At 60.8% G+C, this 24094-nt stretch carries 29 protein-coding genes; 5 read left to right on the top strand and 24 right to left on the bottom strand.

Features of this window, described 5'->3' with window-relative positions; all coding sequences use genetic code 11:
- The 19 genes from AAC599_RS04460 to AAC599_RS04370 all read right to left on the bottom strand — a co-directional run bounded on the left by AAC599_RS04460 (position 1) and on the right by AAC599_RS04370 (position 14878).
- Positions 1-423 (bottom strand): hypothetical protein, encoded by a 423-nt coding sequence (locus AAC599_RS04460; protein WP_340149200.1) that lies wholly within the window; start codon positions 421-423, stop codon positions 1-3.
- Positions 420-1598 carry a beta-ketoacyl-[acyl-carrier-protein] synthase family protein gene (locus tag AAC599_RS04455; RefSeq protein ID WP_340149199.1) on the bottom strand — a complete coding sequence of 393 codons (1179 nt, stop codon included), beginning with the start codon at positions 1596-1598 and terminating at the stop codon, positions 420-422. Before AAC599_RS04455 ends, AAC599_RS04460 begins: the two co-directional genes overlap by 4 nt.
- Positions 1595-2098, bottom strand: a complete 504-nt coding sequence (locus tag AAC599_RS04450; protein ID WP_340149198.1) for a DUF3261 domain-containing protein — start codon at positions 2096-2098, stop codon at positions 1595-1597. The genes AAC599_RS04455 and AAC599_RS04450 overlap by 4 nt, the downstream gene beginning before the upstream one ends.
- Positions 2089-3321, bottom strand: a complete 1233-nt coding sequence (locus AAC599_RS04445; protein ID WP_340149197.1) for a tryptophan 7-halogenase — start codon at positions 3319-3321, stop codon at positions 2089-2091. The genes AAC599_RS04450 and AAC599_RS04445 overlap by 10 nt, the downstream gene beginning before the upstream one ends.
- The gene (locus AAC599_RS04440; protein ID WP_340149196.1) at positions 3322-5646 is read right to left on the bottom strand and encodes a hypothetical protein; all 2325 of its coding nucleotides are present in this window, start codon (positions 5644-5646) and stop codon (positions 3322-3324) included.
- Complete coding sequence (locus tag AAC599_RS04435) at positions 5643-6251, bottom strand: outer membrane lipoprotein carrier protein LolA (RefSeq protein WP_340149195.1); 609 nt, start codon at positions 6249-6251, stop codon at positions 5643-5645. The genes AAC599_RS04440 and AAC599_RS04435 overlap by 4 nt, the downstream gene beginning before the upstream one ends.
- Entirely contained in the window at positions 6245-6655 is a 411-nt protein-coding gene (locus AAC599_RS04430; protein WP_340149194.1) for an acyl-CoA thioesterase, read from the bottom strand. Before AAC599_RS04430 ends, AAC599_RS04435 begins: the two co-directional genes overlap by 7 nt.
- Complete coding sequence (locus AAC599_RS04425; RefSeq protein ID WP_340149193.1) at positions 6652-8358, bottom strand: glycosyltransferase; 1707 nt, start codon at positions 8356-8358, stop codon at positions 6652-6654. Before AAC599_RS04425 ends, AAC599_RS04430 begins: the two co-directional genes overlap by 4 nt.
- Complete coding sequence (locus tag AAC599_RS04420) at positions 8355-8735, bottom strand: hypothetical protein (RefSeq protein WP_340149192.1); 381 nt, start codon at positions 8733-8735, stop codon at positions 8355-8357. The genes AAC599_RS04425 and AAC599_RS04420 overlap by 4 nt, the downstream gene beginning before the upstream one ends.
- Positions 8736-8747: 12 nt before the next feature.
- Complete coding sequence (locus tag AAC599_RS04415) at positions 8748-10106, bottom strand: AMP-binding protein (protein ID WP_340149191.1); 1359 nt, start codon at positions 10104-10106, stop codon at positions 8748-8750.
- A 3-nt stretch (positions 10107-10109) separates the two neighbouring features.
- Positions 10110-10688, bottom strand: a complete 579-nt coding sequence (locus tag AAC599_RS04410) for a hypothetical protein (RefSeq protein ID WP_340149190.1) — start codon at positions 10686-10688, stop codon at positions 10110-10112.
- Positions 10669-10914, bottom strand: a complete 246-nt coding sequence (locus tag AAC599_RS04405) for an acyl carrier protein (protein ID WP_340149189.1) — start codon at positions 10912-10914, stop codon at positions 10669-10671. Before AAC599_RS04405 ends, AAC599_RS04410 begins: the two co-directional genes overlap by 20 nt.
- A complete protein-coding gene (locus AAC599_RS04400; RefSeq protein WP_339630773.1) occupies positions 10911-11180 on the bottom strand; it encodes a phosphopantetheine-binding protein in 270 nt (89 codons plus the stop codon). The genes AAC599_RS04405 and AAC599_RS04400 overlap by 4 nt, the downstream gene beginning before the upstream one ends.
- Complete coding sequence (locus AAC599_RS04395; RefSeq protein WP_340149188.1) at positions 11173-11946, bottom strand: lysophospholipid acyltransferase family protein; 774 nt, start codon at positions 11944-11946, stop codon at positions 11173-11175. Before AAC599_RS04395 ends, AAC599_RS04400 begins: the two co-directional genes overlap by 8 nt.
- Positions 11939-12676, bottom strand: coding sequence for a beta-ketoacyl synthase chain length factor (locus tag AAC599_RS04390; protein WP_340149187.1), 738 nt, complete (start codon positions 12674-12676; stop codon positions 11939-11941). The genes AAC599_RS04395 and AAC599_RS04390 overlap by 8 nt, the downstream gene beginning before the upstream one ends.
- A 9-nt stretch (positions 12677-12685) precedes the next feature.
- Positions 12686-13093, bottom strand: a complete 408-nt coding sequence (locus tag AAC599_RS04385) for a hypothetical protein (protein ID WP_340149186.1) — start codon at positions 13091-13093, stop codon at positions 12686-12688.
- A gap of 185 nt (positions 13094-13278) precedes the next feature.
- Positions 13279-13716, bottom strand: a complete 438-nt coding sequence (locus AAC599_RS04380) for a PAS domain S-box protein (protein ID WP_340149185.1) — start codon at positions 13714-13716, stop codon at positions 13279-13281.
- Positions 13713-14396 carry a 5-formyltetrahydrofolate cyclo-ligase gene (locus tag AAC599_RS04375; RefSeq protein WP_340149184.1) on the bottom strand — a complete coding sequence of 228 codons (684 nt, stop codon included), beginning with the start codon at positions 14394-14396 and terminating at the stop codon, positions 13713-13715. The genes AAC599_RS04380 and AAC599_RS04375 overlap by 4 nt, the downstream gene beginning before the upstream one ends.
- Positions 14397-14410: 14 nt before the next feature.
- Positions 14411-14878 (bottom strand): group III truncated hemoglobin, encoded by a 468-nt coding sequence (locus tag AAC599_RS04370; protein WP_340149183.1) that lies wholly within the window; start codon positions 14876-14878, stop codon positions 14411-14413.
- 83 nt (positions 14879-14961) lie between these two features.
- Here AAC599_RS04370 and AAC599_RS04365 point away from each other — a divergent pair, with 83 nt between their 5' ends.
- Complete coding sequence (locus tag AAC599_RS04365; RefSeq protein ID WP_340149182.1) at positions 14962-15375, top strand: Rrf2 family transcriptional regulator; 414 nt, start codon at positions 14962-14964, stop codon at positions 15373-15375.
- Between the two features lie 12 nt (positions 15376-15387).
- Here AAC599_RS04365 and AAC599_RS04360 read toward each other — a convergent pair whose 3' ends face one another.
- A complete protein-coding gene (locus AAC599_RS04360; RefSeq protein WP_340149181.1) occupies positions 15388-16065 on the bottom strand; it encodes a ChrR family anti-sigma-E factor in 678 nt (225 codons plus the stop codon).
- Positions 16065-16661, bottom strand: coding sequence for a sigma-70 family RNA polymerase sigma factor (locus AAC599_RS04355; RefSeq protein ID WP_340149180.1), 597 nt, complete (start codon positions 16659-16661; stop codon positions 16065-16067). Before AAC599_RS04355 ends, AAC599_RS04360 begins: the two co-directional genes overlap by 1 nt.
- A gap of 161 nt (positions 16662-16822) precedes the next feature.
- Here AAC599_RS04355 and AAC599_RS04350 point away from each other — a divergent pair, with 161 nt between their 5' ends.
- Genes AAC599_RS04350 through AAC599_RS04340 form a run of 3 tightly spaced genes read left to right on the top strand, consistent with a single transcriptional unit; the run spans position 16823 to position 20204 of the window.
- Positions 16823-18154 (top strand): FAD-dependent oxidoreductase, encoded by a 1332-nt coding sequence (locus AAC599_RS04350; RefSeq protein WP_340149179.1) that lies wholly within the window; start codon positions 16823-16825, stop codon positions 18152-18154.
- Positions 18144-18959, top strand: a complete 816-nt coding sequence (locus tag AAC599_RS04345) for a DUF1365 domain-containing protein (protein WP_340149178.1) — start codon at positions 18144-18146, stop codon at positions 18957-18959. The genes AAC599_RS04350 and AAC599_RS04345 overlap by 11 nt, the downstream gene beginning before the upstream one ends.
- Complete coding sequence (locus AAC599_RS04340; protein ID WP_340149177.1) at positions 18960-20204, top strand: cyclopropane-fatty-acyl-phospholipid synthase family protein; 1245 nt, start codon at positions 18960-18962, stop codon at positions 20202-20204.
- A 9-nt stretch (positions 20205-20213) separates the two neighbouring features.
- On the opposite strand, the gene AAC599_RS04335 is transcribed toward AAC599_RS04340, so the two are convergent.
- A complete protein-coding gene (locus tag AAC599_RS04335; RefSeq protein WP_340149176.1) occupies positions 20214-20660 on the bottom strand; it encodes a nuclear transport factor 2 family protein in 447 nt (148 codons plus the stop codon).
- Positions 20657-21403, bottom strand: a complete 747-nt coding sequence (locus tag AAC599_RS04330) for an SDR family NAD(P)-dependent oxidoreductase (protein ID WP_340149175.1) — start codon at positions 21401-21403, stop codon at positions 20657-20659. The genes AAC599_RS04335 and AAC599_RS04330 overlap by 4 nt, the downstream gene beginning before the upstream one ends.
- Positions 21404-21563: 160 nt before the next feature.
- On the opposite strand from AAC599_RS04330, the gene AAC599_RS04325 reads away from it, so the two are divergent.
- On the top strand, positions 21564-23153 hold the full coding sequence (locus AAC599_RS04325) for an AMP-binding protein (RefSeq protein ID WP_340149174.1): 1590 nt from the start codon (positions 21564-21566) through the stop codon (positions 23151-23153).
- 2 nt (positions 23154-23155) lie between these two features.
- On the opposite strand, the gene AAC599_RS04320 is transcribed toward AAC599_RS04325, so the two are convergent.
- On the bottom strand, positions 23156-24070 hold the full coding sequence (locus tag AAC599_RS04320) for an NAD(P)-dependent oxidoreductase (RefSeq protein WP_340149173.1): 915 nt from the start codon (positions 24068-24070) through the stop codon (positions 23156-23158).
- Positions 24071-24094 lie beyond the last annotated feature (24 nt).

Genomic DNA, 24094 nt, shown 5'->3' with positions numbered 1-24094 from the left:
TCAGGGTTGATATACATTAAGCCGGGCTTCGGCGACAAGCTTTTCCGCCCGGTGAATGGTGCAATCGAAGACCGCCATCGGCGCTTCGTCATAGACCAGATGGACCGTGATGCTAAGCCGGTCGCCGATCTCATAGCCGGGACAGCCGAGCGCGAGGTTGCGGCTGCCGATCAGATAGCCGATCCGTGGATTTTCGCCTGCGTTGCGCGCCTTGATCCCGCTATAGGCGGCGATGGACTGCGCCATATATTCGATACCGACATAGGCGGGCACCCCGCCCCCGTCCATGAACGGGCTGCCCGCCGTAATCTCGACCGTGGAGGTCACGGTTTCCTCATCATAGCTCTCCACCCCGTCGATCAGGATCATCGGCGGCGCATGATAGAGAATGTCGGTTATGTCATAGGGGCAGGGTTGCATCATGTTTCCTCCCGACTGAGGATAACACTGATATTGTTGCCGCCAAAGGCAAAGGAATTCGTCATCATGGCGCGGGCCTCGGGCGCCTTTGTCCCGACCGCCACGAGATTGACCGGCGGCAGTTCCGGGTCCGCCTCCCCGTCCCAGACATGCGGCGGCAGTGCGCCGCTCTCCTCCTGCAGGGCGAGCCAGAGGAAGGCAAGCTCCGTACTGCCCGCCGCGCCGAGCGTATGCCCCGTCAGCGGCTTGGTGGAGGAACAGGGCACCCTGCCCAGCAGCTCAAACGCGGCCTTTGCCTCCATGCTGTCGTTGAGTTCTGTCGCCGTGCCATGGAGATTGAGATAGCCGATATCCTCAGGCGCAAGCCCGCTTGCCTCCAGCGCCCGGCGCATGGCGTTGAAGGCGCCCGTTCCCTCCGGGTCCGGCGTGCTCATATGATGGGCGTCCGATGTCTCGCCGATCCCGGCGATGCGAACCGGGGCTTTATCCCGGCTCATCAGGAAGACCGCCGCCCCCTCCCCGATATTGATGCCGTTCCGGTTGCGGCTGAACGGATTGCAGAGCGTCGGCGACAACAGATCGAGGGAGCCAAAACCATTCAGCGTCAGGCGGCAGAGCGTGTCCGCCCCGCCGACAATCGCCGCATCGCAGAGGCCCGCCGCGATCATCCGCCGCGCCGAGGTGAGGGTTTTCGCGCTTGAGGTGCAGGCGGTCGAGATGCTCATCGCCAGCCCTTCGAGGCCGAAATAGCTGCGGACGAAGAGCGCGAGGGAGGCATTATCCTGCCGGTCATAGTCGAAGCCATCCGGAAACGCCCCTGTCTTCACCTTCCCGGCGATGCCGGGTTCGTTATCGCTGATTCCCGAGGTGCTGGTGCCGAGAACGACCGCCACCCGCTTTGCGCCGTATGTCTCGATGGCGGCGCGGATATCGGGTTCGATCTCCTGCAGCGCGGCCAGCAGCATGCGGTTGTTGCGGCTGTCATACTTTTCAAGGCTTTCCGGAATATCGGGGAGTGGCGCCGTGACCTTGCCGACCATTACCTCCTGCTCCGCGAGGAAGCCCGTCGCCGGTTTCATGCCCGAACTGTCGCCCGCGAACAGGGCCGTGGCGACGGCGGCCTTGCCGGCACCGAGCGGGTTGATCAGCCCGAGGGCGTAGAGATACACCGTCGTCATTCGGTCAACTCATAGGAAATGATCGTCATGTCATAGTCGTTCGCCGGATCGCGGATTTGCACCGTTTCGTTCCACGCATTCTCCCGGCTGCCCTGATAGGTGATGTCCAGATCCTCCGCCCGGTCCGCAACCTTTTCCTGCATCGGGTCATCTTCCGGCCAGTAGGTCGCGACAATGACTTTGAGAATATCGGCCGCGTCGAGATTGCCGGTTATCCAGTCCGCCTTGCCCGACCGCACGCCCGTCTCGTCCCAGAGGATATCAAAGGCGCGCCGCCCGAGCGAGTCCAGCCCGACAAGCAGCAGTTTCTCTTCGGTCAGGCTCAGCCGTATCTGCAGGGCGAAGGGCTGATCGCCATAATTGCCGTTCAGGATCTGCACCACCTCGCGCGGTTCTGCCCCGGGCAATTTCCAGGGTGTCTCGGCGATATCCGCAGAGCGGCCGGTCGCACAGGCGGCCAGCAGAAATATCAGCAGAAAGGCGATTGATCTTATGAACATTGCAAGGCCACCAGATCCAGATACCGCCGCCCCTGCCGGACGAAGGGGTTGTCGTTATCCCAGGCGTAGCCCGCCAGGATGGAGACGATCATTGCCTTGATCGGATTGCCCTCGGCGGGCGGGTTGAAGATGATTTCCTGAAGGTCGCCCCGGTACCAGGCCTCGACAAAGACGCGGAAGCAATCGACCCCCTTTTGCAGGGGAAGCGCGAAATCCTGATCCCAGTCGACTTCCTCCCCCGCAAGCTGCCGCATCAGCGGATCGACCAGCAGCTCGGCGGATTTGAAGGCGACGGTAACGCCTGAGGAAAACACCGGATCGAGAAACTCCCCGGCATTGCCGAGCAGCGCATATTGCGGCCCGGCGAGTTTGCTGACCTTCGTCGAATAGCCCGATATTTCCGATACCGGGCGCAATTCCCGCGCGCCCTCCAGCAGGCCACTCATCTCCTGCGACTGGTTGATCACGGCCCAGAGCCTGTCCGACGGGCTGCCGTCAAACTCGGCGAGGCGCTCCGGCGGGATGACAGCCCCGATGGAGGATTTCCCGCCCGAGAAGGGGATCAGCCAGTACCAGATATCGCGGCATTCCGGATGCACGGTGATCAGGATCTTGTTGCGATCGAACTCCCGCCCGTCCAGCTGATCCGCGACATGGGTGAACAGCGCATGGCGCACTGGGAAATCCGATGGCGCATCGAGGTTCATGAGGCGCGGGAGCACCCGGCCATAACCGCTGGCATCCACCAGAAAACGCGACGTCAGGCGGAACGCCCCTTTCGGTCCCGTGCCGGTGACCGTCGCGCCCTCATCGTCAAAGGCGACGTCCAGCACATCCTGCTCAAAGAGCAAATCCGCTCCTGCATCCGCCGCCGCATTGGCGAGCAGCATATCGAACCGTTCGCGCTCGACCTGGAAAGTGGTGGCCGGACCCGCGGTGAACTTGTCGGCAAAATCGATGGAGGTGAAGCGCCGGTCGTCGGAGAAATTGGCGCCGTTTTTGAACTGAAAGCCCGCCGCTTCGATCACCGGCAGAAGGCCCGCCTTCTCCAGAAAGACCATGGATTGCGGTAGCAAACTCTCCCCGATGACAAAGCGCGGGAAAACGCTTTTCTCCAGAATGGCAACCTTCAGCCCGCGCTGGACCAGCAGCGTTGCCGCGAGCGCGCCCGCGGGTCCCGCGCCGATGACGATAACGTCGAAATGATCTGAAGTTGCGGTCATTTACACAGGCTCCGTCATCGGATGGTCAAGATCGGAGGCGAGCGGCGCCAGCAGATAGGCCAGCGTGATTCCCACCAGAATGGTGATCCCGAAGGCATGAATGGCAAAAGTCTCGCTGAGCGCCAGCATGCCGAACGCCAGCAGGGTCGAGATGGTCGACAGCCCGTTGGCGAGCATGGCCCGGCGCTGACGCTCCCCCGCCGCCTCGCGGTTGAACAGGGCATAGTCGAGCCCGATGGCAAAGATCAGCAGCAGCGACATGGCGTTGAAAAAGGTGAAGGGTTCGCCGATCAGCGCGATCAGGCAGGGCGCGAGGATCACCGCTCCCGCCGAGGGCATCATCACCTTCAGCGCCCCGAAAATACCGTAGCGCAGCGACAGGAAGACCCAGACGACACCATAGGCGATGGCCAGCATGATCAGCGCCCGCACCCGATAAGCACCGAAGGTCTTGCTCAGGCTGTCGGCCTGGCTGATCAGGGAGACATTCGGCGACTTCTCGGCAAGCGCGGCGAGCGGTACCGTATCCTTGACCCCGCTCAGCGAGACCGCATGCACGACGATGCCGGGCGTCGTATATACCCGGAGCTGGGAGAAAGTGCCCGGCAGCGTCTCTCCCGTCAGCTGATCGAGGGTGAGCACCCCGAGGGTCGGGCCATAGGGCACATCTCCCGAAAGGCCGAGCGCCGCCATATGATCCGGCAGCGCCGGGAGCAGTTCCGCCTCGACCAGCGCCTTGTTTTCCATCTGCCGCGCTCGCGAAGGAATAAACTGCGAGATCATGCGGTAATTGCCGATCATCCCGCTCGCCCGAAGGGCCTCGAGATCGAGGGAGAGCGCCTCTTCCGCCTGCAGGACCTCCTCGGTACTGGCGCCGCGCACAAAGAAACGGTGCGTCTGGTTCTCGATCCCGGCAAGGAGGCGGATGGCCTGTTCCTCGGCCTGCAACTCGGGCGGCAGGGATTGCAGGCGGCGGACATCGTCATCAACGACAATCTGCGTCGCGCCGAGCCCGCCCGCCGCGATCAGCAGGCCGATAATCGGCAACCGCCATTTGCGGTTCTCGCTCTTCCACCAGAAATGATGCAGCCGCATGGAGAAGGCCAGATATTTCTCGCCATGGGTAAAGGGTTTTGAGCGGTCGAGATAGGGGAAGAGATACAGCACCGTCAGATAGGAAAGCGTCAGGCCGGAGGCGGAAAAAATCGCAATCTGCTGCAATCCGGGAAACGGAGTCAGCGCCAGGGTGACAAAGCCGAGCACCGAACTCACCAGCCCCAGCGTCAGGCCGGAGCGAATGGCCCGCGCCCGGGCGCTGGGCACTGTCGTCTGCCGATTGAACCGCTCGCAGAAATAGTGAAAGGCGTAATCCACGGAAATGCCGATCAGCCCCGCTCCGAAAACAAAGGCGAGAAGCTGCAGCGTGCCGAAGAAAATCAGCGTGACCGCGAGGCCGCCCGCAATGCCCGACGCCACCGCGATCAGGGTGAGCGCCAGCGGATGAAAACTGCGGAAGATAAGGAAATTGAGAATGACAATGCCGAGCAACGAGATAATCCCGATGAAGCCCGCCTCCTGCTCCGCGCGGCGGTAGGCATGCTCTCCGTAGAACACTGCCCCGGTCTTCAGTATCTCGACATCGCCGTAATCCTTGTCGAGCTGTTCCGACATTCTGTCGAACACATCAAGAGTTCTTGCCTGGACACCCTTGTCGAAGGCGCTGCCGACAAGCTTGCCGCGCACCAGCACATACCATTTGCCCTCCTCTTCGACCGCAAGGACATTGGCGCGGTTCACCAGCTTCGAGCTGTTTTTCAGGCTGGACGTCAGATAATTCGGTAGCAGCAGCAGGGGATCGCGGCGGATCATCTCCGCATCGGTAAGGGATAGCGGCGAGAGGATCTGCACCATGGCGCGGTCCATCAGGACCTGACCCTGCCCCGCCGCCAACAGCTTGCGGTCCCCCTCTGTCAGCAGACCGGCGCGGTGCGGGAACAAGGCCTTGTTGAGGTTCGTCAGCGTCGCGACCGGTGTCCCTTCCTGAATGTCGCGGAACACCGACGCATTGATCAGCGCCCGGTTAAGGTCAAGCGCCGCCGTCCTCGCAATCTCGAAATCCGCATGGCCGACAAGGGCGATCAACTGGTCCGAGCCAAGCGTCCGTTCCGCCGCTTCCGCCCGGGCGACCCATTCGGCCTCTTCCGACTGCGGGAGCATGGCGACGATGTTGGTATTCAGCGGCAGGCCATCCTGAAACCGCCAGCCAATGACGGCGAGCGCCACCCCGACCAGCAGCAGATAGATGACGAAGCCGGTCCGGATCATGACGGATTTTTCCGCGCCGCGCGTTCCGCCTCGGTGACAGTCTCGACCGGGGCAATGCGTTGATCGGAGAAGGTGATGACATCACGGTCGCCATTGCTCTTGACGATTTCCACGACATCGAGAAAGTCGCTGATCCTGAAATTGAGATAGGCGAAGGGAAGCGAGAGGCCGCTGTCTTTCGGCGAGAAACGCAGCGAGAACTGCTCCTCCGACGGCTGAAGTTTCTCGCCCGCCATTTCCTCAAGCGGCGCCCAGTTGCCACTCAGGCTGTTCTCCAGCGTATCGCGCAGCAGCTTGAAGGCCGGAAACTGCTTGAAACCGAGCCGGGTCACCTCGGCGCCGTTCATGCCCTGACTGAGGCCTTCCTTGTCGATAACCATGCGGCTGTCAAAGGGGGTTTCCGTCTGCCAGATCAGCGCGTCCTTCGGTAGCAGGAAAAACTCGCCCGAGGAACGGATCGGCTTGTCGAAGCCGCGCAGGTAGCGCTCCTGCTGGAACCGGCCCATCAGCGCCTCCCCCTCGCCGAGGGTGAGCGGCGCGGCGCGGACCGCAACGGAGGACGCAAGGAGCGCGACGGATATCAACAGGCAAATGACTCTTAGCACAGCAGGGCTTCAACTTTTTGGTAAAGAACGGGTGGAGACTGGAATAGCATCTCTTCGGCGGTATTATCAATTGCCACCTGAATTGTAAATCCCTGGGTTAATTTCTCGCCGGTATCTAGATCGGTGATCAGATAATTGATTTTCAGGCGGTTTTCATATTCGACGAGCGTCGCCGTCACCGTCACTTCCTGTCCGAACCGCAAAGAACGCACATATTTGATCCGCATATCGACGATCGGCCAGGCATAGCCGCTGTCGCGCATCTGGTCATAGTTGTAATCGATCTTGTCAAGCAGGGCACAGCGGGCCTGCTCGAAGAAGCGCGGATAGTTCCCGTGCCAGGCGATGCCCATGGGGTCGAGGTCATAGAACTGACATTTGACTGTAATATCGGCGGATATCATTTTGTTTCCTCGTTCTTTTTATCCGGCGGGCCGAAATTTTCGGGAATCGCCCAGAAGTCATAAAAATTGTACCACTGTTCCGGATATTTCAGGCAGATTTCCTGCAAAATTCCCGCATATTCCGTCATCGGCCCCTTGAGGCCGTTGTCGGCGCCGCGCGACCGGGTCACGCGATCGGTGAGTTTTTCGAACAGAATCCGGTGCCGGTCCCCTTCGCGCAGGCAATGCAGGACATAGACCGGACAGCCGAGGAGCGCCGCCATGATCCAGGCTCCCTCGGAGAACGGTGCCGGGTCGCCGAGAAAATCGATCATACGGATTCGCTTGCCGCCGGAAAGGGAGATGCGGTCGCCCGCGATCACGATCCAGTTGCCCGCCGCCAGCTTTTCCTCCAGCTCGATCAGGGTCGCGGGTCCGATATCCTCGACCTCCATGATATCGACGGCCGCGGCGGGGTTGGTCTCGCCGAGCAAACGGTTGAAGCGTACGGCATTGCGGGTATGGGCAAACACGGTGATATTGTCGATCCCGCGGCTGGCCCCGACGGCGCGGAGAATATCGACATTCCCGAGATGGGAGGTGACCACCATCATCCCCTGTTTCCGGCGCACCATTTGATCAAGCAGAGCGAGATCATCCTGCATCAGGGCCTCGCTGGCGATCTGGCCATGCCAGGCGGCGAGCTTATCGAGCGCCATTCTCCCGAAGGACTGGTAATGCCGCCAGAGCTGACCCAGCCCGGGCTCCCGCGCCTCCCCCTTTGCCGCATAGAGCCGCCGCCAGTAATCGCGGGAGGCGCGGCGCTGCGTCCCTCCGGTCAGGAAGAAATAGAGCAGGACGGGCTGCAGGCAGACCCAGCAGAACCGCCATCCCGCGAGCCGGTAGACCCCGAGCAGGAATTTGAGGCCAAGCGCCGCGCCGCGCTCATTGAGCCGCCCCCAGTGCCGCGCCGTTTCCGGCGGCGGCCTGCCAGCGCGATTGCGGAGTATCTGCGGCAGCCGCAGCAGCATTCCGAAGACAAGCCGCGTATGCATCCTGGTGATCAGCCAGTTATCGGCGCCGAGGCGGAAGTTGGAGGTGTTGTCCTCGGGATAGGTCACATGGATCGGCAGCATCCGGACCGGGGTCCCGCGCCAGTTCATCCGCACCATGATCTCGGTGTCGAAATCCATGTAATGGCCGACCCTTTCGCTCTCGATCACCGCCAATGCCGGGGCCAGCGGATATATCCGGTAGCCGCACATGCTGTCGGTAATCGCCATCGAGAGGGTTTCGATCCAGACCCAGACATGGGTGATCCAGCGCGCCATTTTGCGCGATGTCGGGATCGTCTCGTCATAGATCGGCTGGCCGCTGATCAGGGTATCGGGATGGAGCGCGGCAAGCTCGATCAGCGCCGGCAGGGCCGCGAGATCATGCTGCCCGTCCGCATCGATCTGCAGCGCATGAGTGAAGCCTTCCGCCGCCGCAAGGCGAAAGCCCGCCATCACGGCCGCCCCCTTGCCGCCATTCTCCGGCTGCCGGTGCAGGGTGACGCCGCCCGCCGGATCGTGAAGCTTGGCAAGCTCGGATTTCGCGGGCTCCGCGCTGCCGTCATCGATGATGAAAATACGCAGGCCATGGGTCTTCAGGGCGTCGATCACCCCGCCGATATGGCGATAGTGGTTATAGCTCGGCACAATGGCCGCGAGGGCGTGGCTCATCGGTCCGCCAGTACGAAATGACCCGATGAGCAAAGCTCGCCGTTATCGCTGAACAGAAAGGAAACCCGTCCCTTCTCGCGCTGCCATTCCAGCCGCAGCCTTAACGCGCGCTCCGGCAGGATCAGCTTGGCGAACTTGATCTGGCCCATCTTTTCAAACGCGCCCTCGATCCCGAAATAGCGCCGGGCGAGACGGGCCGCCCAATCGATCTGCGCAACGCCGGGCAGGACCGGTTCGCCCGGAAAATGCCCCTGGAACTGGAACAGATTCGCGCGGGCGACAAGCTCAAGCTCGACGATATCGCCCTCGTGCTGCGCGGACAAAATGTCCGGCTCTGTCCGGCCGTCGGACCATCGAATGTCACTGGATGTCTGCATGGTCCGCTCAGTTTAATCCGCCCCGTCCCCGCCCGTAAACAACTCATTGAGCGCAACCTGCTGGCGCTTGCCCTGGGCATTGACGGGCAGCCGGTCGACAAACCGCCAGCGCTTGGGCATCGCGGCATTTTCAAGATTGGGCGCAAGCTCCCGGCGGAGCGCCCGGCCGAGGCGAAAGGCGCCGATTTCGGCATGCTGCCGCCATCCGGTGTCGCTGAGTTCGACCACCGCGACCAGTGTCTCGCGCCCGCCGTCCAGGATAAACGCCGCCGCCTCCCGCACCAGCGCCGAGCGGGAGAGATATTTCTCCACCTCGGCGAGGGAAATGCGCTTGCCCTCGATCTTGACGAACTGGTTGGCGCGGCCCGAAAGGATAAAGCCGCCATCCGGCTGCAACTCCGCGATATCATTGGTCGCGTCCCAGTCGCCGCCGTCCGTATAGTTCGATTTTACGCTCAGCAGGCCCTGATCGTCAATGCGCGTCCGCATCCCGGGAAGCGGCGTGAAGGGCGTTCGCGGCTCCCGCTGCTGGCGATGGGCAACGCCGCCCGTCTCGGTGCTGCCATAGACTTCCGTCGGGATCGGCCCGAAGGTCGCGGCGGCCGTTTGCGCCGCCTCGAACGGGAGGGGGCCACCGGCGGTGAAGATCACCGGCGCCGCGCGCTCCTGCGGCAGCGGGTCCATCGGCGGGATGCGGGTCAGATGCGCCGGGCTGGAGACGAAACAGGCCCCCGGCGGCGCGGCGGCGAGCAGTTCCTCCCATATCTCGAAGGTCTTGGGAAAAAACAGCCGCCCCTCACACAGCGGCAGCAGGCATTTGAAATAGAGGCCGAAGATATGCTGATGGCTGACCGTCCCGAGGGTGGCCGCGCCCGCAAGCCGGGCACCCCATGTCTGATCGAGCACGACCAGCTCATCCTCGATCTGGGCAAGGGATTTCGGCACCCGCTTCGGCATGCCGGTGGAGCCTGAGGTGTAGAAATCAAGCTGGCAGCCGTCGGGATCGAGCGCCGAGAACGCCGCCGCGCCACCGATCGCGCCATCGATGGGGATTAGGTCGCCGTCCCTCTTTATATCGGAGAGAAGCGGGCAATCCGCAGTAACGAAATGCGCCAGCATCCCCGGCAATGCATTGGGGGGAATGATGATCCGGCAGTCCGCCTGTAGCCCCGCGAGGAAACCGGTGGCAAAGGCATAGCTACTCTCCGTCGCCAGCACCAGCCGGTCACACTCCCGCGCACGAATGCGCGCGGTGAGGTCCGCGACTTCCGCCCTGAACTCCCCGAATGTCTTCATAGCACCGGCGACCTGCGCCACAGGCGTCTCCTCCGCCCGGTCAGAGGTCAGCAATTGCGATAACAGGACAAACACCGCTCAACTCACTTTTTTACGTTTCACAAACTGGCGGAGAAGGAACTCCCCGCCGAACATCAGGCCGATCAGGATATAGGAAATGAAGCCGTTATAGAGGGTCCAGGCTTCAAGATCGGCATAGAGCGCCGTCCAGAGCGACACGGCCGCGTTAAGAAGGAAGAAAACAACCCATGCCACGGTGACATTGCGGGTATAGCGGATGGCCTGCTCATCCAGCTCCCCCTCCATCATGCGGGCGAACCGCTCGATAATCGGCGGCGGGTTCAGCAGGGAGTAGCCGAAGAGGAAGGCGAAGGACAGACTGATCAGGACCGGATAGGCCTTGATCGCCAGCAGCTCGTTCACGCCGAGCAGCAGGACAATCGCCATGACGACAGCGACATAGATGCCGAATTCCGACCGCTGGGCACGGCGCTGCCGCTGCAACAAGAGGCGCAACACCAGAAATACGACCAGCGCCAGACCGACGGTCAGCGGCGGGAAATGCACCAGGCCGAAATAAACGACAAACGGGTATGAGAGACTGATCAGGACAAACAGCAGGTCCAGTGGCCGAAGCTTACGCCGCCAGGAGGGCATGAACCCGGTCCACCACATCGCCAACCGACCGCACGGTGCGGAATTCGTCAGGTGGAATCTTCTTGCCCGTCAGGTCCTGCAGCTTGACCACCAGATCGACGGCATCGATGCTGTCGAGATCGAGGTCCTCGTAAAGCTGTGCATCCTCGGAAATCAGTTCCGGCGGCACCTCGAACATATCCTCGAGATACTCGCGGAGCTTTTCATAGACTTCGTCGCGGGTCATGCGCCCAGCTCCTTCCTTTCGGATTTGATAAAGCTGGCAAGGCTGCGGACGGAGGCGAAATGCTCTTTCAGGTCTTCGTTCTTGGCGTTGATCTTGATGCCATAGGTCTTCTGGATGGCAACACCGAGTTCCAGCGCATCAATTGAATCAAGCCCCAGACCGTCGACGAAAAGGCGCTCCTCGCTGTCGATTTCCTCGGGCGTGATGTCCTCAAGATTGAGGGTCTTGATCACCAGTTTCTTAATTTCCTGTTCAAAATCATTCATTGCAAAGTTTTCCAACATAATATTGTTCAAGCTCCCGCGTGAGCTTGCGAACCTTCAATGACCTCGGTTCATGCCTCAGATAACCGTGCATGTCCAGTTGTTCATGAAAGGTTATATCAAATCGGGCCTGACGGGGTGGGATTTCATACCACGGACTCCCTTTCGTCAGTGTCGATGGCTCGCATTTTATAATCACAAGCTGTATAGGAGCATTAAAAAATGTCGCAATGTTGGCAACACCGCGCTGAAACTTAAGGTCCTGCCCCGGAACCGAGCGGGTTCCTTCGGGAAAAACGAGGATATTCTGCCCGCTTTTCAGCGCTTTATCGCATTGTTGCAACATGGTTTGCGCATCGCCGTCATTGCGGATATAGCCCGCCGCACGCATCACCCCGCCCATATAGGGATTGCTCCAGAGTTCATGCTTGATGATGCATTGCACGTCCGGCATGCGCGACATCAGGAACACCGTATCCAGCAAGGACGGGTGATTGGCAATGATCAGCGCGCCGCGGCAATCTTCCAGCTTTTCCGTCTCGTGAAAGCGGGAATCGATGATGCCGCCGACCCGCAAAAAATAGACGAATCCCCGAAACGCGTGATAAATCGTCCGCCGCACGCGGCGGATTCGCCTCTCTTCATCGCGGGTTAAGAGCGCGATTGCGGGAAAGATGAAAATCGTCATGAAAATGCCGCCGATGCCGAACATCGAAAAGGCAAGGCCGGTGCCGAACAATCGCCAGACGTAATTCAGATGCTCACGCATGACGGCGGCACCACCAGTCACCCTCGGCGCCGGACCAGTTCCAGTCGGCCTCCCCGCGCAAGAGGAAGCGGATGAAACTTTGCAACGGATCGCCGGACATCTGCCGTGTCGGCGTGCCGTCGAACCCAAAGCGATAGCCCGCCTCCTCCTCACCCTCCGTTGCCGAGAGCAGCAACCCGAGGGCGCAGACCGGCGTCTCCGGTTCCTGAAACGGGGCATAGAATTCTGGCAGCTTTTCATCGCAATGCAACAGCAGGACGGGCGTCGACGGATCCTCCTGCAACCATGTCAGGGCCTCGATCACGCCAAGGCACAGGCTTTCCCCACCCGCCGCGATGGCGGTGTGGGATTCCCGGTTTTTCGAGATAATGGAGAGCATCCCGGCCAGCGAATTATGGACGGACATGCCGAAGCCGGTGGGGGAGATCGGCTCATCCACCGACATGCTCTGCAGGAGGGAGAGCATCTGGGTGACATTGCCGTTGCGCGAACTGAAGACGACGCGGGGTTCATCCTCCGTGCCGACATCCATGGCCACGCGCAGGGCGACCTTGCCGATCCGTGAGAGCCGACGGCGCAATCCGGCAGGCAGATCGCGCACGTCGGGCGCATCGTCGGTGTCGGGAATATCGGCATTCCCTGCGGCCCAGTCCTGCCAGGCCGCCCGGTTGTCCAGCTCCGGCGCCCAGGCGGCCCATCGCTGAACCGCGAAGGAAACCCCGCTATCCACCTGTCGTCCCTATGCGCTGAGCGCGGCGACATTCAGGTTCTTGTTGATGTCGTTCTGCAGGGTCCGGATCCATTTGTTGTAGCTCCGGTGAATTTTCTCCCCGTCATAGAGCAGATCGCTACTTGAGACATAATTGATCGAGTAATTCGTCTTGGTGTAGGTGATCTCGATGACGGCCACATGGGTGCGGTTATGCAATGTCGCCTTCATCTTGCCGGGCGTAGCATCGCTGACAACCCAGCCCCGGTTGATGGCGGAGGTCTGGATGATCGTTCCGATGTTATCGAGCGACGTTTCCTGAAGCTTGACCGGAACCGGGTTCGCCTCGGCATTATAGACGGGCTGAACGCGCCCGAAGCAGCCGCTGAGCAGAACCGCAAGGACGGCAACCATCGCTATTTTATAAAACTGTTTCATTATACTTCCCCTTCGGAGTTCAAGACATCGCCTTATGTCCGGGGCTCTACCGGACTGACTGCCGCTAGATTTACAACCGTTGGGGCGGAAATGAAAGACCATGCATTGATTTTTTTGATATTTCTGAAAACCGAAGGGTCCCGCAGCAACAGGTTGCATGGCGGATCGGAACGGCACACAGACCGTCATCCGTCCCGCGCGGCACCGCCACTTTCACGCAAGGCAGTTTGCAGCTTTTTGACACGTGCGAATTCATCGGAGACATCCCGGATAACGGCGGCCACCCCGGTCATCCGACCATCCGGACCGGACAACGGCAGGATCGAAAACTGGATGGAAATTGTTGTTCCGTCCTTGCGAAGCGCGGGAACGGACAGAAGATCACCCGCCCCGTATTTCGTCTCTCCTGTCAACATCGTCTCGCGATATCCGTCACCGTGACGCCGCCGCAGCCTTTCCGGCACAATGATGTCGAGCGGCTGGCCCATGGCCTCCTCCGCGGTAAAGCCGAAAATCCGCTCCGCCGAGACGTTCCAGAGCCGGATGACCCCTTCATCGTCGGACACGACAAGCGCATCGGGCATGTTCCATATGAAGAGTTCCGCGAAATTTTCGAGGTTCATGGAAAGACCGTTCCCGCTTCCGTCACCATCGCCGTCATGGCAATGTCATGGGGTTGCGGATAGATGGTGGGAAGGCGCGCCTGTTCATAGCCGATGCCGATGGCGCGGGGCCTGCGCTCCAGCGCCGCAAGGGTGCGATCGAAAAAGCCACCGCCATAGCCGAGGCGATAGCCAGCCGAATCGAACCCGACCACCGGCGCAATCACCACATCGGGCAGCGTTTCCGGCCCCGAGACCGGTGTCGGAATGTCCCAGATTCCGGGCTCCAGCGGCTGTCCCAGCGCCCAGAGACGGAAAGTGAGCGGTCGCCCCTTCGCGATCACCACCGGCAGGGCAACACGTCCGCCGCGCGCATATATCTCCGGCACCCAGGGCCGCAGGTCCGGTTCACCCTTGATCGGCCAGTAGAGACTGACAGTCAGGCCCGTCATACCGCCGATCGAGGTCTCCATGGCGGCAATAATTTTTTTTGTGTACGTCCGTCGCTCTTTCGCCGGAATGGCCTGCCTGTTGGCGAGAAGCCGTGTTCGCGTCGCCTTGCGCCAGCGCATCACATCGCGGACCGCCTGATCATCCGGCGCGGGCGCGAGACCCATATAGACCGGATCGATTTCATGCATATAACAGGGCGGCGAGGCAAATTCCGCCGGCGCATCCTCGTCCTCGTCTCGTCCAGTCATGCCGCCCCTTTCCGTCAGCTTTCCAGTGCCACGTCGAGCGCGTCATTCACATAGCGTTCACCGCGCGCCAGCAGCACCTTGTTGCGGCTGGCGATTCCCAGCTCGAAACTGCTGGCGATGCGGCGGGCGCGATCCATGAAATAGTCGGCTGCGGGCGGCGGGCAGACCTCGCGGGCCGTCTCCTCAAACAGCGCGAGCCAGCGATCGAAATGCCGGGAATCCACGGGCAGGAAGACATGCTTGACCATGGGCTGCCCATGATATTCCCCGGTCAGCAGCGTCACCGAGGACCAGAAAACGCACATTTTCTTCAAATGCGCATCCCAGTCATCAATGCGGGCCGCAAATATCGGCCCGAGCAGCGCATCATCCCGGATACGCGCATAAAAGCGGTGAACAAGGCTTTCAATCATCGCATCATCGATGCCGGTGCGGTTCTGGATGTCGGCCGTTATCGCGACCCTGTGGGGAGGTTGGGGCATGGCGTTTTCCTAATAGGTATTTTAAATACCTATTTAACATGCTAGACTGCGAAGTCCAAATATTTTCTGGGGTCGAAGCAAAAATGCGCCTGACGAAATTTACCGATATCGCGTTGCGGGTCCTGATGGTGAGCGCCCATGATATAAGCCGGACCTATACGGCGGACGAGATCGCCCGCGAACTCAAGGTGTCCCACAACCATCTGACGAAGGTGATCCGCGACCTTGCGAAAACAGGTATCCTCGCGACCCAGCGCGGCAGCGGCGGTGGCTTCCGCCTCGCCCGCGCGCCGCATCAGATCACTTTAGGGGAAGTCGTGCGCGGTCTTGAGGGTGACAGCGCGATCGTCGAATGTTTTCGCCCCGACGGTGGCAATTGCAGCCTGACGCCGCATTGCAAGCTGAAGGGACGTCTCGCCACCGCGCGGGAAGCTTTCCTTCGCGATCTCGATAAAACCAGCATCGCCGAATGCCTGTCCCCGGCGCATGCCTTTTAAGAAAGGCCCGCGTTAAATCCCGAAGACCGGCTGGAGAAGACGGCTAAAGAATCCGGAGAACTTCAGCGGCGCATCGGTCGCAATCAGACAGATGCAATCCTCCGACGTGTCGGCGACGGGTTGATGGTTCGTCGTCCCGTCGAGATCGGCGAAATCGCCCGCCTGAAACCGCCCCAGCTCATCGATATAGGAGCCGCGCAGGATCAGCGTCACCTCCTGACCGGAATGGCTGTGCTCGGGTATGGTCTTGCCCGGCGCGATTTTCAGCAGCCGGAGCGTGCCCTTCTCTCCCGGTGCCGGTTCCCAGGGCAGCGGAAAATGGCTGACGCCGGGCACCAATGTGCGCCAGGGAATGTCATCCAGTGACGTGGGCATCCGGTCCGCCAGCGGTTTCGGCACGCCGGTATCGGCATAGACGCGGGTTTTTTCCGCCTCCTTAACCGCCAGCAGGCTTTCCTGCTCCGCCCGGCTCGGGATGACGTCGGCGAGCTCCCGCTCCGTCCGGGCAAGCTCCATCGGCTCCGCTTCCATGAGCAGCAGCCCGGCCATATCCTCCATCATCGCCAGACTGCGCCGGCATTTGGGGCAGATCGCCAGATGGGTCGCGACAACGACGGATAAACTCTCCGCCAGCGTCCCGTTGGAATAAGCCATCAATGTATCATCGCCAATATGGTGTCGGATGGTCATCAATATACCTCCAGTTCCGCACGAATCTTGCCAAACGCCAGCCGTAGCCGGGACTTGACGGTGCCAAGGGGGAGATCCAGCTCCTCGGCGATTTCTCCATGCGATTTTTCATCAAAAAACGACATTCTGATAATCTTCATCTGTTCCGGCGGCAGCACCGCCATGGCTTTCCTGATCCGCTCCCGGTCCTGCTTGCGGCTGACCGCCTGTTCGCCCGTCTCCGGATCATCCGGCACATAGCAGGGATCATTCGGGTCAGGCTCCGGACGGCCTTCTTTCCGCAGTCGGTCAATCCTGACATTCCGCGCGATCGTGTAGACCCAGGTCGATGCCGAGGCTTTGGACGCATCAAAAAGTGACGCCTTGCGCCAGACTTTCATCATGGTCTCCTGCAACACATCTTCGGCCGCGCTTTCCGCCAGCCCGCGACTGATCAGGAAATATTTCAGACGCGGCGCAAGGTCCGCGAAAAGACGCTTGAAGGCCAGCGAATCGCCGCTCGTCGCAACAGCCTCAAGATCGCGATCAAGATCGGTCTCTTTCGGTTGTCCCTTGTCTTCCTTCACACTATGCCCGACACCGTCTCTAGACGTCATACCTGCCTTCATATCGTCAACAGCCCATGGGTTTCGCGCTCAGTCTACACTTATTACGGCCCAATGTCGCAGTTGGATCATTTTCCCGTGCATTTTTGTGATCCAGTCCGGAAAATGTCACGTATCTCAAGCAGATCAGTTAGAAACCGGCGGACGAAACCATGAAAAAAATTGCAGTGATCGGAAGCGGAATATCGGGCCTCTCAGCAGCCTGGCTGCTGTCACGGACCCATGATGTCACCCTGTTTGAGAAAGACGACCGCCTCGGCGGCCACAGTAATACGGTGGAAGTGGACGGGCAACAGGTGGATACGGGATTTATTGTCTATAACCAGCGCAACTACCCCAATCTCGTTGCCTTCCTCGACCATCTGGGGATCGCGAGCAAGCCGACGGAAATGTCTTTCAGCGTCTCCCTCAATGATGGCGCCGTCGAATATGCGGGCACCTCCCTCGATGCGATGTTTGCCCAGCGGTCGAACCTGCTGCGTCCGGCCCACTGGGGCATGATCCGGGATATCCTGAAATTCTACCGCACGGCCCCTGCCCTGCTTGAGGAGGCGGAGAAAGAACACTGGACGTTACGCGATATCCTGACGGCTGGACACTATGGCCATGCCTTCACCGATTATCACCTGCTGCCTATGGGGGCGGCCATCTGGTCCACCCCGGCGGCGGACATGCTCGACTACCCGGCGGCGGCTTTCATCCGCTTTTGCAATAATCATGGCCTCCTGCAAGTCAACGACCGGCCCGAATGGCGGACCATTACCGGCGGCAGCCGCGAATATGTCTCGCGCATTGCCGATATTCTAAAGGACCGGGTGCATCTCAACAGCGCCGTTGCCGCCGTGCATAATGACAGGAACGCCGTCATCGTCGAATGCCGCGACGGCCGTATCGCCCGCTTCGATGATGTGGTGTTCGCGACCCATGCCGATCAGGCCCTGCAGATGATCGCTGAGCCGAGCGCGGCGCAGCGCAAGCTGCTGGGTGCCTTTTCATACGAGAAAAATCTCGCCGTGCTGCACCGGGATGCCGCGCTGATGCCGAAGCGGCGCAAGGCCTGGGCCAGCTGGAACTATCTCGGGACCACGGGATCGGGAGAAGAGACGGAAGACAGCCTCTGCGTCACCTACTGGATGAACCGCCTTCAGGGGCTCGACGCCGAGCAGGATTATTTCGTCACCCTGAACCCGGCGGTGGAGCTACAACAAGGGACCGTCATCCGCAGTTTTCCATACGAACATCCGCTCTTTGATAACGCCGCCATCGCCGCGCAGAAACTGCTGTGGAACCTGCAGGGGCAAAAAAACCTCTGGTTCTGTGGCAGCTATTTCGGCTATGGCTTTCATGAGGATGGTATTCAGTCGGGCCTTGCGGTGGCGGAGGCGCTCGGCGGAATCAGGCGGCCATGGAAACATGATCCCGCCGCGTCACGTATTCATTTGCCGGAGACCGGCGCAGGAGCGGCCCTTGCCGATGTTGCCTGATAAACCGATGCAGAAAAGCGCGCTCTATAACGGGGTTGTCACCCACCGGCGGCTGACGCCGGTCGGCCATCACCTGAAATACAGGATTTTCTACCTGCTCCTCGATCTCGATGAACTGCCGGAAATTGCGGGGCGGATTCCCTTCCTGTCGCTGAATAAGCGCAACCTCGTTTCCTTCCGGAGCCGCGACTTCGGGGTCGGCAAACCGGACGATCTGAAACGCCATATACTGGAGACGGTGCGCGCGAGCGGGCTAACCGCCGAGATCGCGTCGATCCGGCTCCTTTGTATTCCGCGGCTGTTCGGCTATGCCTTCAATCCGCTCAGTACCTATTACTGCTTCGATAAGGACGACACCCTCGTCGCCCTTGTCTATGAGGTGAGCAACACCTTCAAGGAGCGGCAGAGCTATGTGCTCCCGGCGGGCGAGGCAGATGCGAAGGGGCTGTACAGGCAGGCCTGCGCGAAAGAGATGTATGTCTCCCCCTTCATGCCGATGGACTGCCGGTATGAATTTTCCCTGCTGCCGCCCGGGGAGACGATCGCCCTCTCCATCCGCCAGTTTCATGAGGGCGCGCCGATCCTCAATGCCTCCTTCATCGGGGAATATGCCGAGTTGAACCGGCGCACCCTCGGCGCGGCGCTGATGAGATTCCCTTTCAACAGCGTCAAGGTCATCGTCGGCATCCATTGGGAGGCACTGAAACTCTGGCTCAAGGGCCTGAAGCTGGTGGACCGGCCAGCAAAAGACACCCCTCCGCCCCCGGTTTCCCACGGTCTTGTTGAAAAGTATCAGGAGAAGTAAATGACCGACGTCACGCCGCAATCTGACCTATTGTCCGCCGGTCGGAAACACGGGACGGCCTCCGTTACCCTTCCCCGCAGCCCGTGGATCCGGGCGCTTGTCCATGGGCTGTCGCGCATTGCCGTCGGCCGCCTGACCCTGATCCTGCCGACCGGGGAGCGGCTTGTATTTGGCGCCGCCGGAGCAGACGATCCGCAGGCGACGCTGCATCTGCATAACGCCCGCGCCGCCCGGCGCATGATCCGCGGCGGCAATATCGGCCTTGGGGAGGGCTATATGACGGGAGACTGGTCAAGCCCGGATTTAAGGGCGCTGATCGAGCTGGCCATCCTCAATGAGGAGAGGTTGAGCGGCGCCCTGCTCGGCCGGTGGTGGAGCGGCCTTGCCCGCGCCCTCCGTCATTTCCGCACCCGCAACAGCCGGAGCGGCAGCCGCCGCAATATCGCCTATCACTATGATCTCGGCAATGCGTTTTACCGCCGCTGGCTGGATGAGACCATGACCTATTCCGCCGCGCTCTTCACCGAAGACGGGCAATCGCTGGCCGAGGCGCAGCGCGCCAAATACCGCCGTATCGCGGATCTGGCGGAGGTTAAGCAAGGTGCGCGGGTGCTTGAAATCGGCTGCGGCTGGGGCGGGTTCGCCCGGCTTGCGGCCAAAGAATATGGCGCCCATGTGGAGGGTATCACCCTCTCCGCCGAACAGCTCGCCTTCGCCCGCGAGGCCGCGGAAGCCACGGGGCTGACGGAGCAGACGGCCTTTCACTACCGCGATTATCGCGACCAGAAGGGCCGCTATGACGCGATCGTCTCCATCGAGATGTTCGAGGCGGTGGGCGAAGAACATTGGAGCAGCTATTTCAAGGCGCTGAAGCGTAACCTTGCGGCTGGCGGGCGGGCAATTGTCCAGGTCATCACGCTCGATGAAAAACGTTTCTTGGAGAGCCGCAAATCAGCCGACTTCATCCAGCGTTACATCTTTCCGGGTGGCAAGCTGCCGTCAAAGACCGCCTTTATCGAGGCGGCGGCAAAGGGCGGGCTGACCGCCACGATCCGTGAGGAATTCGGCGGCGACTATGCGAAAACGCTCAACCTCTGGCGGGAGAAATTCCTGGCCGCCTGGCCGGAGATAAAACCCCTCGGCTTCGATCAGCGATTCCATCGGATGTGGGATTATTACCTGCAATATTGCGAAGCCGGGTTTCGCCGCAAATCCATCGATGTGGCAATCTTCGAGCTTCGCTGATCCGCGTTATCAGGAGAGCCGCAGCCGCCCCTTGATCAGGCGGATGAGGAAGCCGATAACCGGGATTTTCTCATAGAAATGCGAGGCGGCATCCCAGTAGTCGATATGGCTGGTAATAAACCCTGTCTCATCAAAGCGGATTTCCGAGAGGCCGGTAAAATCAATCGCCCCCAGCTTCGGGACATGGCCGGTGAAGCGCCATTTCAGGATCGCCGTGCGCTCCCCCTGCCGCCGGAAGCTGTCCGTCACAATGAAAGCGGGATTGTCCATATCCTCGAACATCTTGCGGAATAGCGCCTTGACCTTTTCCCGTCCGGTCACGCGGTTGAACGGATCCTCGAACGTCACATCATCGACCGCCAGCAGGTCGAGGTCATTGATGCTGTCCGGTGTCAGGGTCTCGAAATATTTCGCATAGGCGTGCAGCACGGATTCATGGCGGTCCGGAGTTGTCATTGATTTGTCCCCTTGCGGATGAGCGGGATGGACAGGGCGTAGGGCAGCATGCGGATGAATTTCAGGATGAGAGCGAAGCGGCGCGGAAAGGCTATCTCGAACGCCGTGCCGTCTATTCCTTTTCGGATGCGGCGCGCGGCATCGTCAGCCTCCATCAGGAAGGGCATCGGAAATTTGTTGCCCGCCGTCAGCGGTGTCTTCACGAAACCCGGATTGACCACCTGGATCAGGATATTGCTCTCCGCCAGCTCCGTGCGCAGCGCTTCGGAGAGATTGATCAGGGCCGCTTTCGACGGGCCGTAGGCAAGCGCGAGCGGTAGTCCCTGATACCCGGCGACGGAGGCAATCAGGACGAAATGCCCGGCCCCCGCCTTCTTGAAATGCGGCAGGACCTGCTCGATAACCCGCACCACGCCGAGGTAGTTGACCTCCATGATCTTCGCGGCTTTCTCGCTTGAAAAATGATCGACAGACATGGGCTGATAGGCCCCGGCGCCGAGGATGACGAGGTCCGGCCCCGCGCCCTCTCCGTAGAGTGACTCGACGGCGGCACTGATGGAGGCGGTGTCGGTTACATCGATCGGCACCGCGGTTATACGATCAGGATGGAGACGAGCAACCTCGGCCAGGGTATCCGCGCTCCGGGCGCTGATCACAACATCCTTGCCGTCTTCCGCATATTGCAGGGCCAGTTCACGGCCGATGCCGGTGCTGCCGCCGATGATCCAGATTTTCTGTCCCATTATCACCCATCTTGCTTGATCCGGTGTTGCTCTGTTCTACGCAGAGGATACAGCGCCGGATCATCTTCGCATCCATATTTTCCATTTTCTTATCGGCAGGTCTGGCAATTCGCAAAATTCCTTTTTATGATTTCCGAAAAGAATAACAAGGGACAGGGACATGACATTACTCTCCGCAATCGAACAATCTCACAAGGCGATGGTCGAGGGGCGCGATATTCCGTGGCTGCTCCGCCAGTGGGTGGAACGCACCCCGGACCAGCCTTTCATGATCTGGGAACCGTTCGAGGGCAGGCCGCAAACGCTGACCTATGCGGATTTCAGCGTCAAGGTAGAGGCTGCGGCCGCCGCGCTCCATGCGCGCGGGGTCGCGCTCGGCGACCGGGTGATGCTGCATCTCGACAACAGCCCGGAGTTTGTCATCTCCTGGTTTGCCTGCGCCCGTGTCGGCGCGGTGGCGGTGTCCACCAACACCCGCTCCGTCGCCCGGGACATGATCTATTTCGCCGATCACGCCGGGATTGTCGCCGCCATTACCCAGCCGTCCTTTGCCGAGCTGGTCAGCTCGTCCGCGCCGGATATCAAGTTCCTCGCGGTTACCGACAATAACGCCGGCAGCCCCGATGCGGTTCCGGACGGCATCGATTATATCCCCTTCTCAGAGCTGCTCGCGGAAACCGCACCTTGCCCCGCGCGCGCCACCGACCCCTTCGCCAACCTCGGCGTGCAGTTCACCTCCGGCACCACATCGCGGCCCAAGGCCGTTCTCTGGACCCATGCCAACGCGATCTGGGGGGCACAGATGAATGCCGCCCATATGCGGCTGTCGGGCGATGACATCACGCAGGTCTTCCTGCCGCTCTTTCATACCAACGCTCAGTCCTATTCGATGTTGGGCAGCCTCTGGGTCGGCGGCACCATGGTCGTGCAGCCGCGATTCTCCGCCTCGCGCTTCTGGGACGTGGCGATCCGCAACAACTGCACCTGGTGCTCCCTCATCCCGTTCTGCGTGAAGGCGCTGCTGGCGCAGGACCCGCCGCCGGATCACAATTTCCGTTTCTGGAACCCGGCAGTCCGCATGCCGGAGGTGGAAGAGGCTTATGGCATCCGTACCTATGGCTGGTGGGGCATGACGGAAACCATTACGCAAGGCATTGTCGGCGACATCGACCATCCGGGCCCGACTCGCTGTATCGGCCGTGTCGCCCCCGGCTATGATATCGAAATCCGCCATGAGGACGGCCGCCATATCAAGCCGGGCGAGCGCGGCCTGCTCTATATCCGCGGGGTGCGCGGCGTCAGCCTGTTCAAGGAATATTTCCGCAATCCCGAGGCCAATGAGAAGGCCTTCGATGCGGACGGCTGGTTCGAGACCGGCGATGTCATCCCCATGGATGAAAACGGCAACCTCTTCTTCGGCGACCGGGAAAAGGACATGCTGAAAGTCGGGGCGGAGAATGTCGCCGCCTCAGAGATTGAGGCCGTCATTCTGGAGAGCGGCTGGGTCAATGAATGCGCTGTGGTCGGACAGAAGCATTACATGCTGGATGAAGTGCCGGTGGTATTCGTCACCCCCACCGCCGCGGCGCCCGACGATCTTAAGGAACAGATCATTGCGCTCTGCAAGGCCAATCTCGCCGATTTCAAGGTCGTGCGCGATGTCATCATACTGGAAGACTTCCCGCGCTCGACCCTTGAGAAGATCGCCAAGAAGGAACTCCGCGACAGCCTGCCCGCGATCGAGGCCTGAAATTAGCCGTCCCGCTCCTGATCCTTGCCGAGCGGGACGGATTCCAGCGCATAGATAAGGCTGCCGATCCCGCTTTCAGGATACCCCTCCGCCTGCACCCGGCGATAGGTATCGAGAAGCCGCTCGGCGACGGGCAGGCTGGTACCCCTCGCCCGCGCCAGTTCGCAGGCGATCCCGAGGTCCTTGATAATCGTCCGGGTCGAACCGACCAGCTCGCCGGAGATCATGCGCGGCATGTAATGCTGTAGAAGCGGCGAATCCGCCCAGCCGCCCTTCACCGCCTGCGGCAGCGCATGAATATCGAGGCCGAAACGCAGGCCCAGCGAGAGCGCCTCGGCCATGCCGGAAATGGCACTGGCGGAAATGATCTGGTTGCAGGCCTTCGTCGCCTGACCGCATCCGGCCGGGCCCATATGGGTAACCTGACCGGCAAAGGCCGCGAGAATTTCCGACGCGCGGTCAACATCCTCAGCCGCGCCGCCCGCCATGACGGCCAATGTTCCTTCCGCCGCGCCCTTTGGCCCACCGGAGACCGGAGCATCGATCCAACCCGCGCCGGTCATCTCATAAAGCCGCGCCGCCATCTCGCGCGTGCGCTCCGGATGGACGGTGGAATGATCGATGACGAGCTTGCCCGCGCCCGAACCTTTCAGTCCCTCTGCCACACCACCGGACCCGAAGACAACCTCCTCCACCGCTTCGGTGTTGGAAAGGCACAGGCAGATCGCATCGCAGTCTGCGGCCATGGCCACCGGCCCGTCGCTCGCCACCGCGCCTGCCTCGAGCGCGGGCGTCATCTGCTCGGGCCGCCGCGCCCAGACATGAAGCGGCAGACCAGCGCCCGCAATCCGGAGTGCCATCGGGAGGCCAATGGCCCCGAGCCCGATAAACCCTGTTGTCATCCCTTTCTTTGCCATATATCCCCGCCATCCCCGCGTTTC

The sequence above is a fragment of the uncultured Sneathiella sp. genome (genome assembly GCF_963976355.1).
In the GTDB taxonomy this organism is placed as follows: Bacteria; Pseudomonadota; Alphaproteobacteria; order Sneathiellales; family Sneathiellaceae; genus Sneathiella.
The sequence above is the reverse complement of the archived record's forward strand: the minus strand, read 5'-3'. Positions and strand labels throughout refer to the sequence as shown.

What these genes read in the sequence shown, in the direction of transcription:
- AAC599_RS04320 (WP_340149173.1), bottom strand. Translation starts at nt 24,070, where the DNA reads ATGGCAAAGAAAGGGATGACAACAGGGTTTATCGGGCTCGGGGCCATT.
- AAC599_RS04445 (WP_340149197.1), bottom strand. Translation starts at nt 3,321, where the DNA reads ATGACCGCAACTTCAGATCATTTCGACGTTATCGTCATCGGCGCGGGA.
- AAC599_RS04405 (WP_340149189.1), bottom strand. Translation starts at nt 10,914, where the DNA reads ATGACCCGCGACGAAGTCTATGAAAAGCTCCGCGAGTATCTCGAGGAT.
- AAC599_RS04450 (WP_340149198.1), bottom strand. Translation starts at nt 2,098, where the DNA reads ATGTTCATAAGATCAATCGCCTTTCTGCTGATATTTCTGCTGGCCGCC.
- AAC599_RS04395 (WP_340149188.1), bottom strand. Translation starts at nt 11,946, where the DNA reads ATGCGTGAGCATCTGAATTACGTCTGGCGATTGTTCGGCACCGGCCTT.
- AAC599_RS04420 (WP_340149192.1), bottom strand. Translation starts at nt 8,735, where the DNA reads ATGCAGACATCCAGTGACATTCGATGGTCCGACGGCCGGACAGAGCCG.
- AAC599_RS04460 (WP_340149200.1), bottom strand. Translation starts at nt 423, where the DNA reads ATGATGCAACCCTGCCCCTATGACATAACCGACATTCTCTATCATGCG.
- AAC599_RS04440 (WP_340149196.1), bottom strand. Translation starts at nt 5,646, where the DNA reads ATGATCCGGACCGGCTTCGTCATCTATCTGCTGCTGGTCGGGGTGGCG.
- AAC599_RS04350 (WP_340149179.1), top strand. Translation starts at nt 16,823, where the DNA reads ATGAAAAAAATTGCAGTGATCGGAAGCGGAATATCGGGCCTCTCAGCA.
- AAC599_RS04425 (WP_340149193.1), bottom strand. Translation starts at nt 8,358, where the DNA reads ATGAGCCACGCCCTCGCGGCCATTGTGCCGAGCTATAACCACTATCGC.
- AAC599_RS04325 (WP_340149174.1), top strand. Translation starts at nt 21,564, where the DNA reads ATGACATTACTCTCCGCAATCGAACAATCTCACAAGGCGATGGTCGAG.
- AAC599_RS04330 (WP_340149175.1), bottom strand. Translation starts at nt 21,403, where the DNA reads ATGGGACAGAAAATCTGGATCATCGGCGGCAGCACCGGCATCGGCCGT.
- AAC599_RS04380 (WP_340149185.1), bottom strand. Translation starts at nt 13,716, where the DNA reads ATGAACCTCGAAAATTTCGCGGAACTCTTCATATGGAACATGCCCGAT.
- AAC599_RS04400 (WP_339630773.1), bottom strand. Translation starts at nt 11,180, where the DNA reads ATGAATGATTTTGAACAGGAAATTAAGAAACTGGTGATCAAGACCCTC.
- AAC599_RS04410 (WP_340149190.1), bottom strand. Translation starts at nt 10,688, where the DNA reads ATGCCCTCCTGGCGGCGTAAGCTTCGGCCACTGGACCTGCTGTTTGTC.
- AAC599_RS04375 (WP_340149184.1), bottom strand. Translation starts at nt 14,396, where the DNA reads ATGACTGGACGAGACGAGGACGAGGATGCGCCGGCGGAATTTGCCTCG.
- AAC599_RS04345 (WP_340149178.1), top strand. Translation starts at nt 18,144, where the DNA reads ATGTTGCCTGATAAACCGATGCAGAAAAGCGCGCTCTATAACGGGGTT.
- AAC599_RS04385 (WP_340149186.1), bottom strand. Translation starts at nt 13,093, where the DNA reads ATGAAACAGTTTTATAAAATAGCGATGGTTGCCGTCCTTGCGGTTCTG.
- AAC599_RS04360 (WP_340149181.1), bottom strand. Translation starts at nt 16,065, where the DNA reads ATGACCATCCGACACCATATTGGCGATGATACATTGATGGCTTATTCC.
- AAC599_RS04340 (WP_340149177.1), top strand. Translation starts at nt 18,960, where the DNA reads ATGACCGACGTCACGCCGCAATCTGACCTATTGTCCGCCGGTCGGAAA.
- AAC599_RS04370 (WP_340149183.1), bottom strand. Translation starts at nt 14,878, where the DNA reads ATGCCCCAACCTCCCCACAGGGTCGCGATAACGGCCGACATCCAGAAC.
- AAC599_RS04430 (WP_340149194.1), bottom strand. Translation starts at nt 6,655, where the DNA reads ATGATATCCGCCGATATTACAGTCAAATGTCAGTTCTATGACCTCGAC.
- AAC599_RS04355 (WP_340149180.1), bottom strand. Translation starts at nt 16,661, where the DNA reads ATGACGTCTAGAGACGGTGTCGGGCATAGTGTGAAGGAAGACAAGGGA.
- AAC599_RS04455 (WP_340149199.1), bottom strand. Translation starts at nt 1,598, where the DNA reads ATGACGACGGTGTATCTCTACGCCCTCGGGCTGATCAACCCGCTCGGT.
- AAC599_RS04335 (WP_340149176.1), bottom strand. Translation starts at nt 20,660, where the DNA reads ATGACAACTCCGGACCGCCATGAATCCGTGCTGCACGCCTATGCGAAA.
- AAC599_RS04365 (WP_340149182.1), top strand. Translation starts at nt 14,962, where the DNA reads ATGCGCCTGACGAAATTTACCGATATCGCGTTGCGGGTCCTGATGGTG.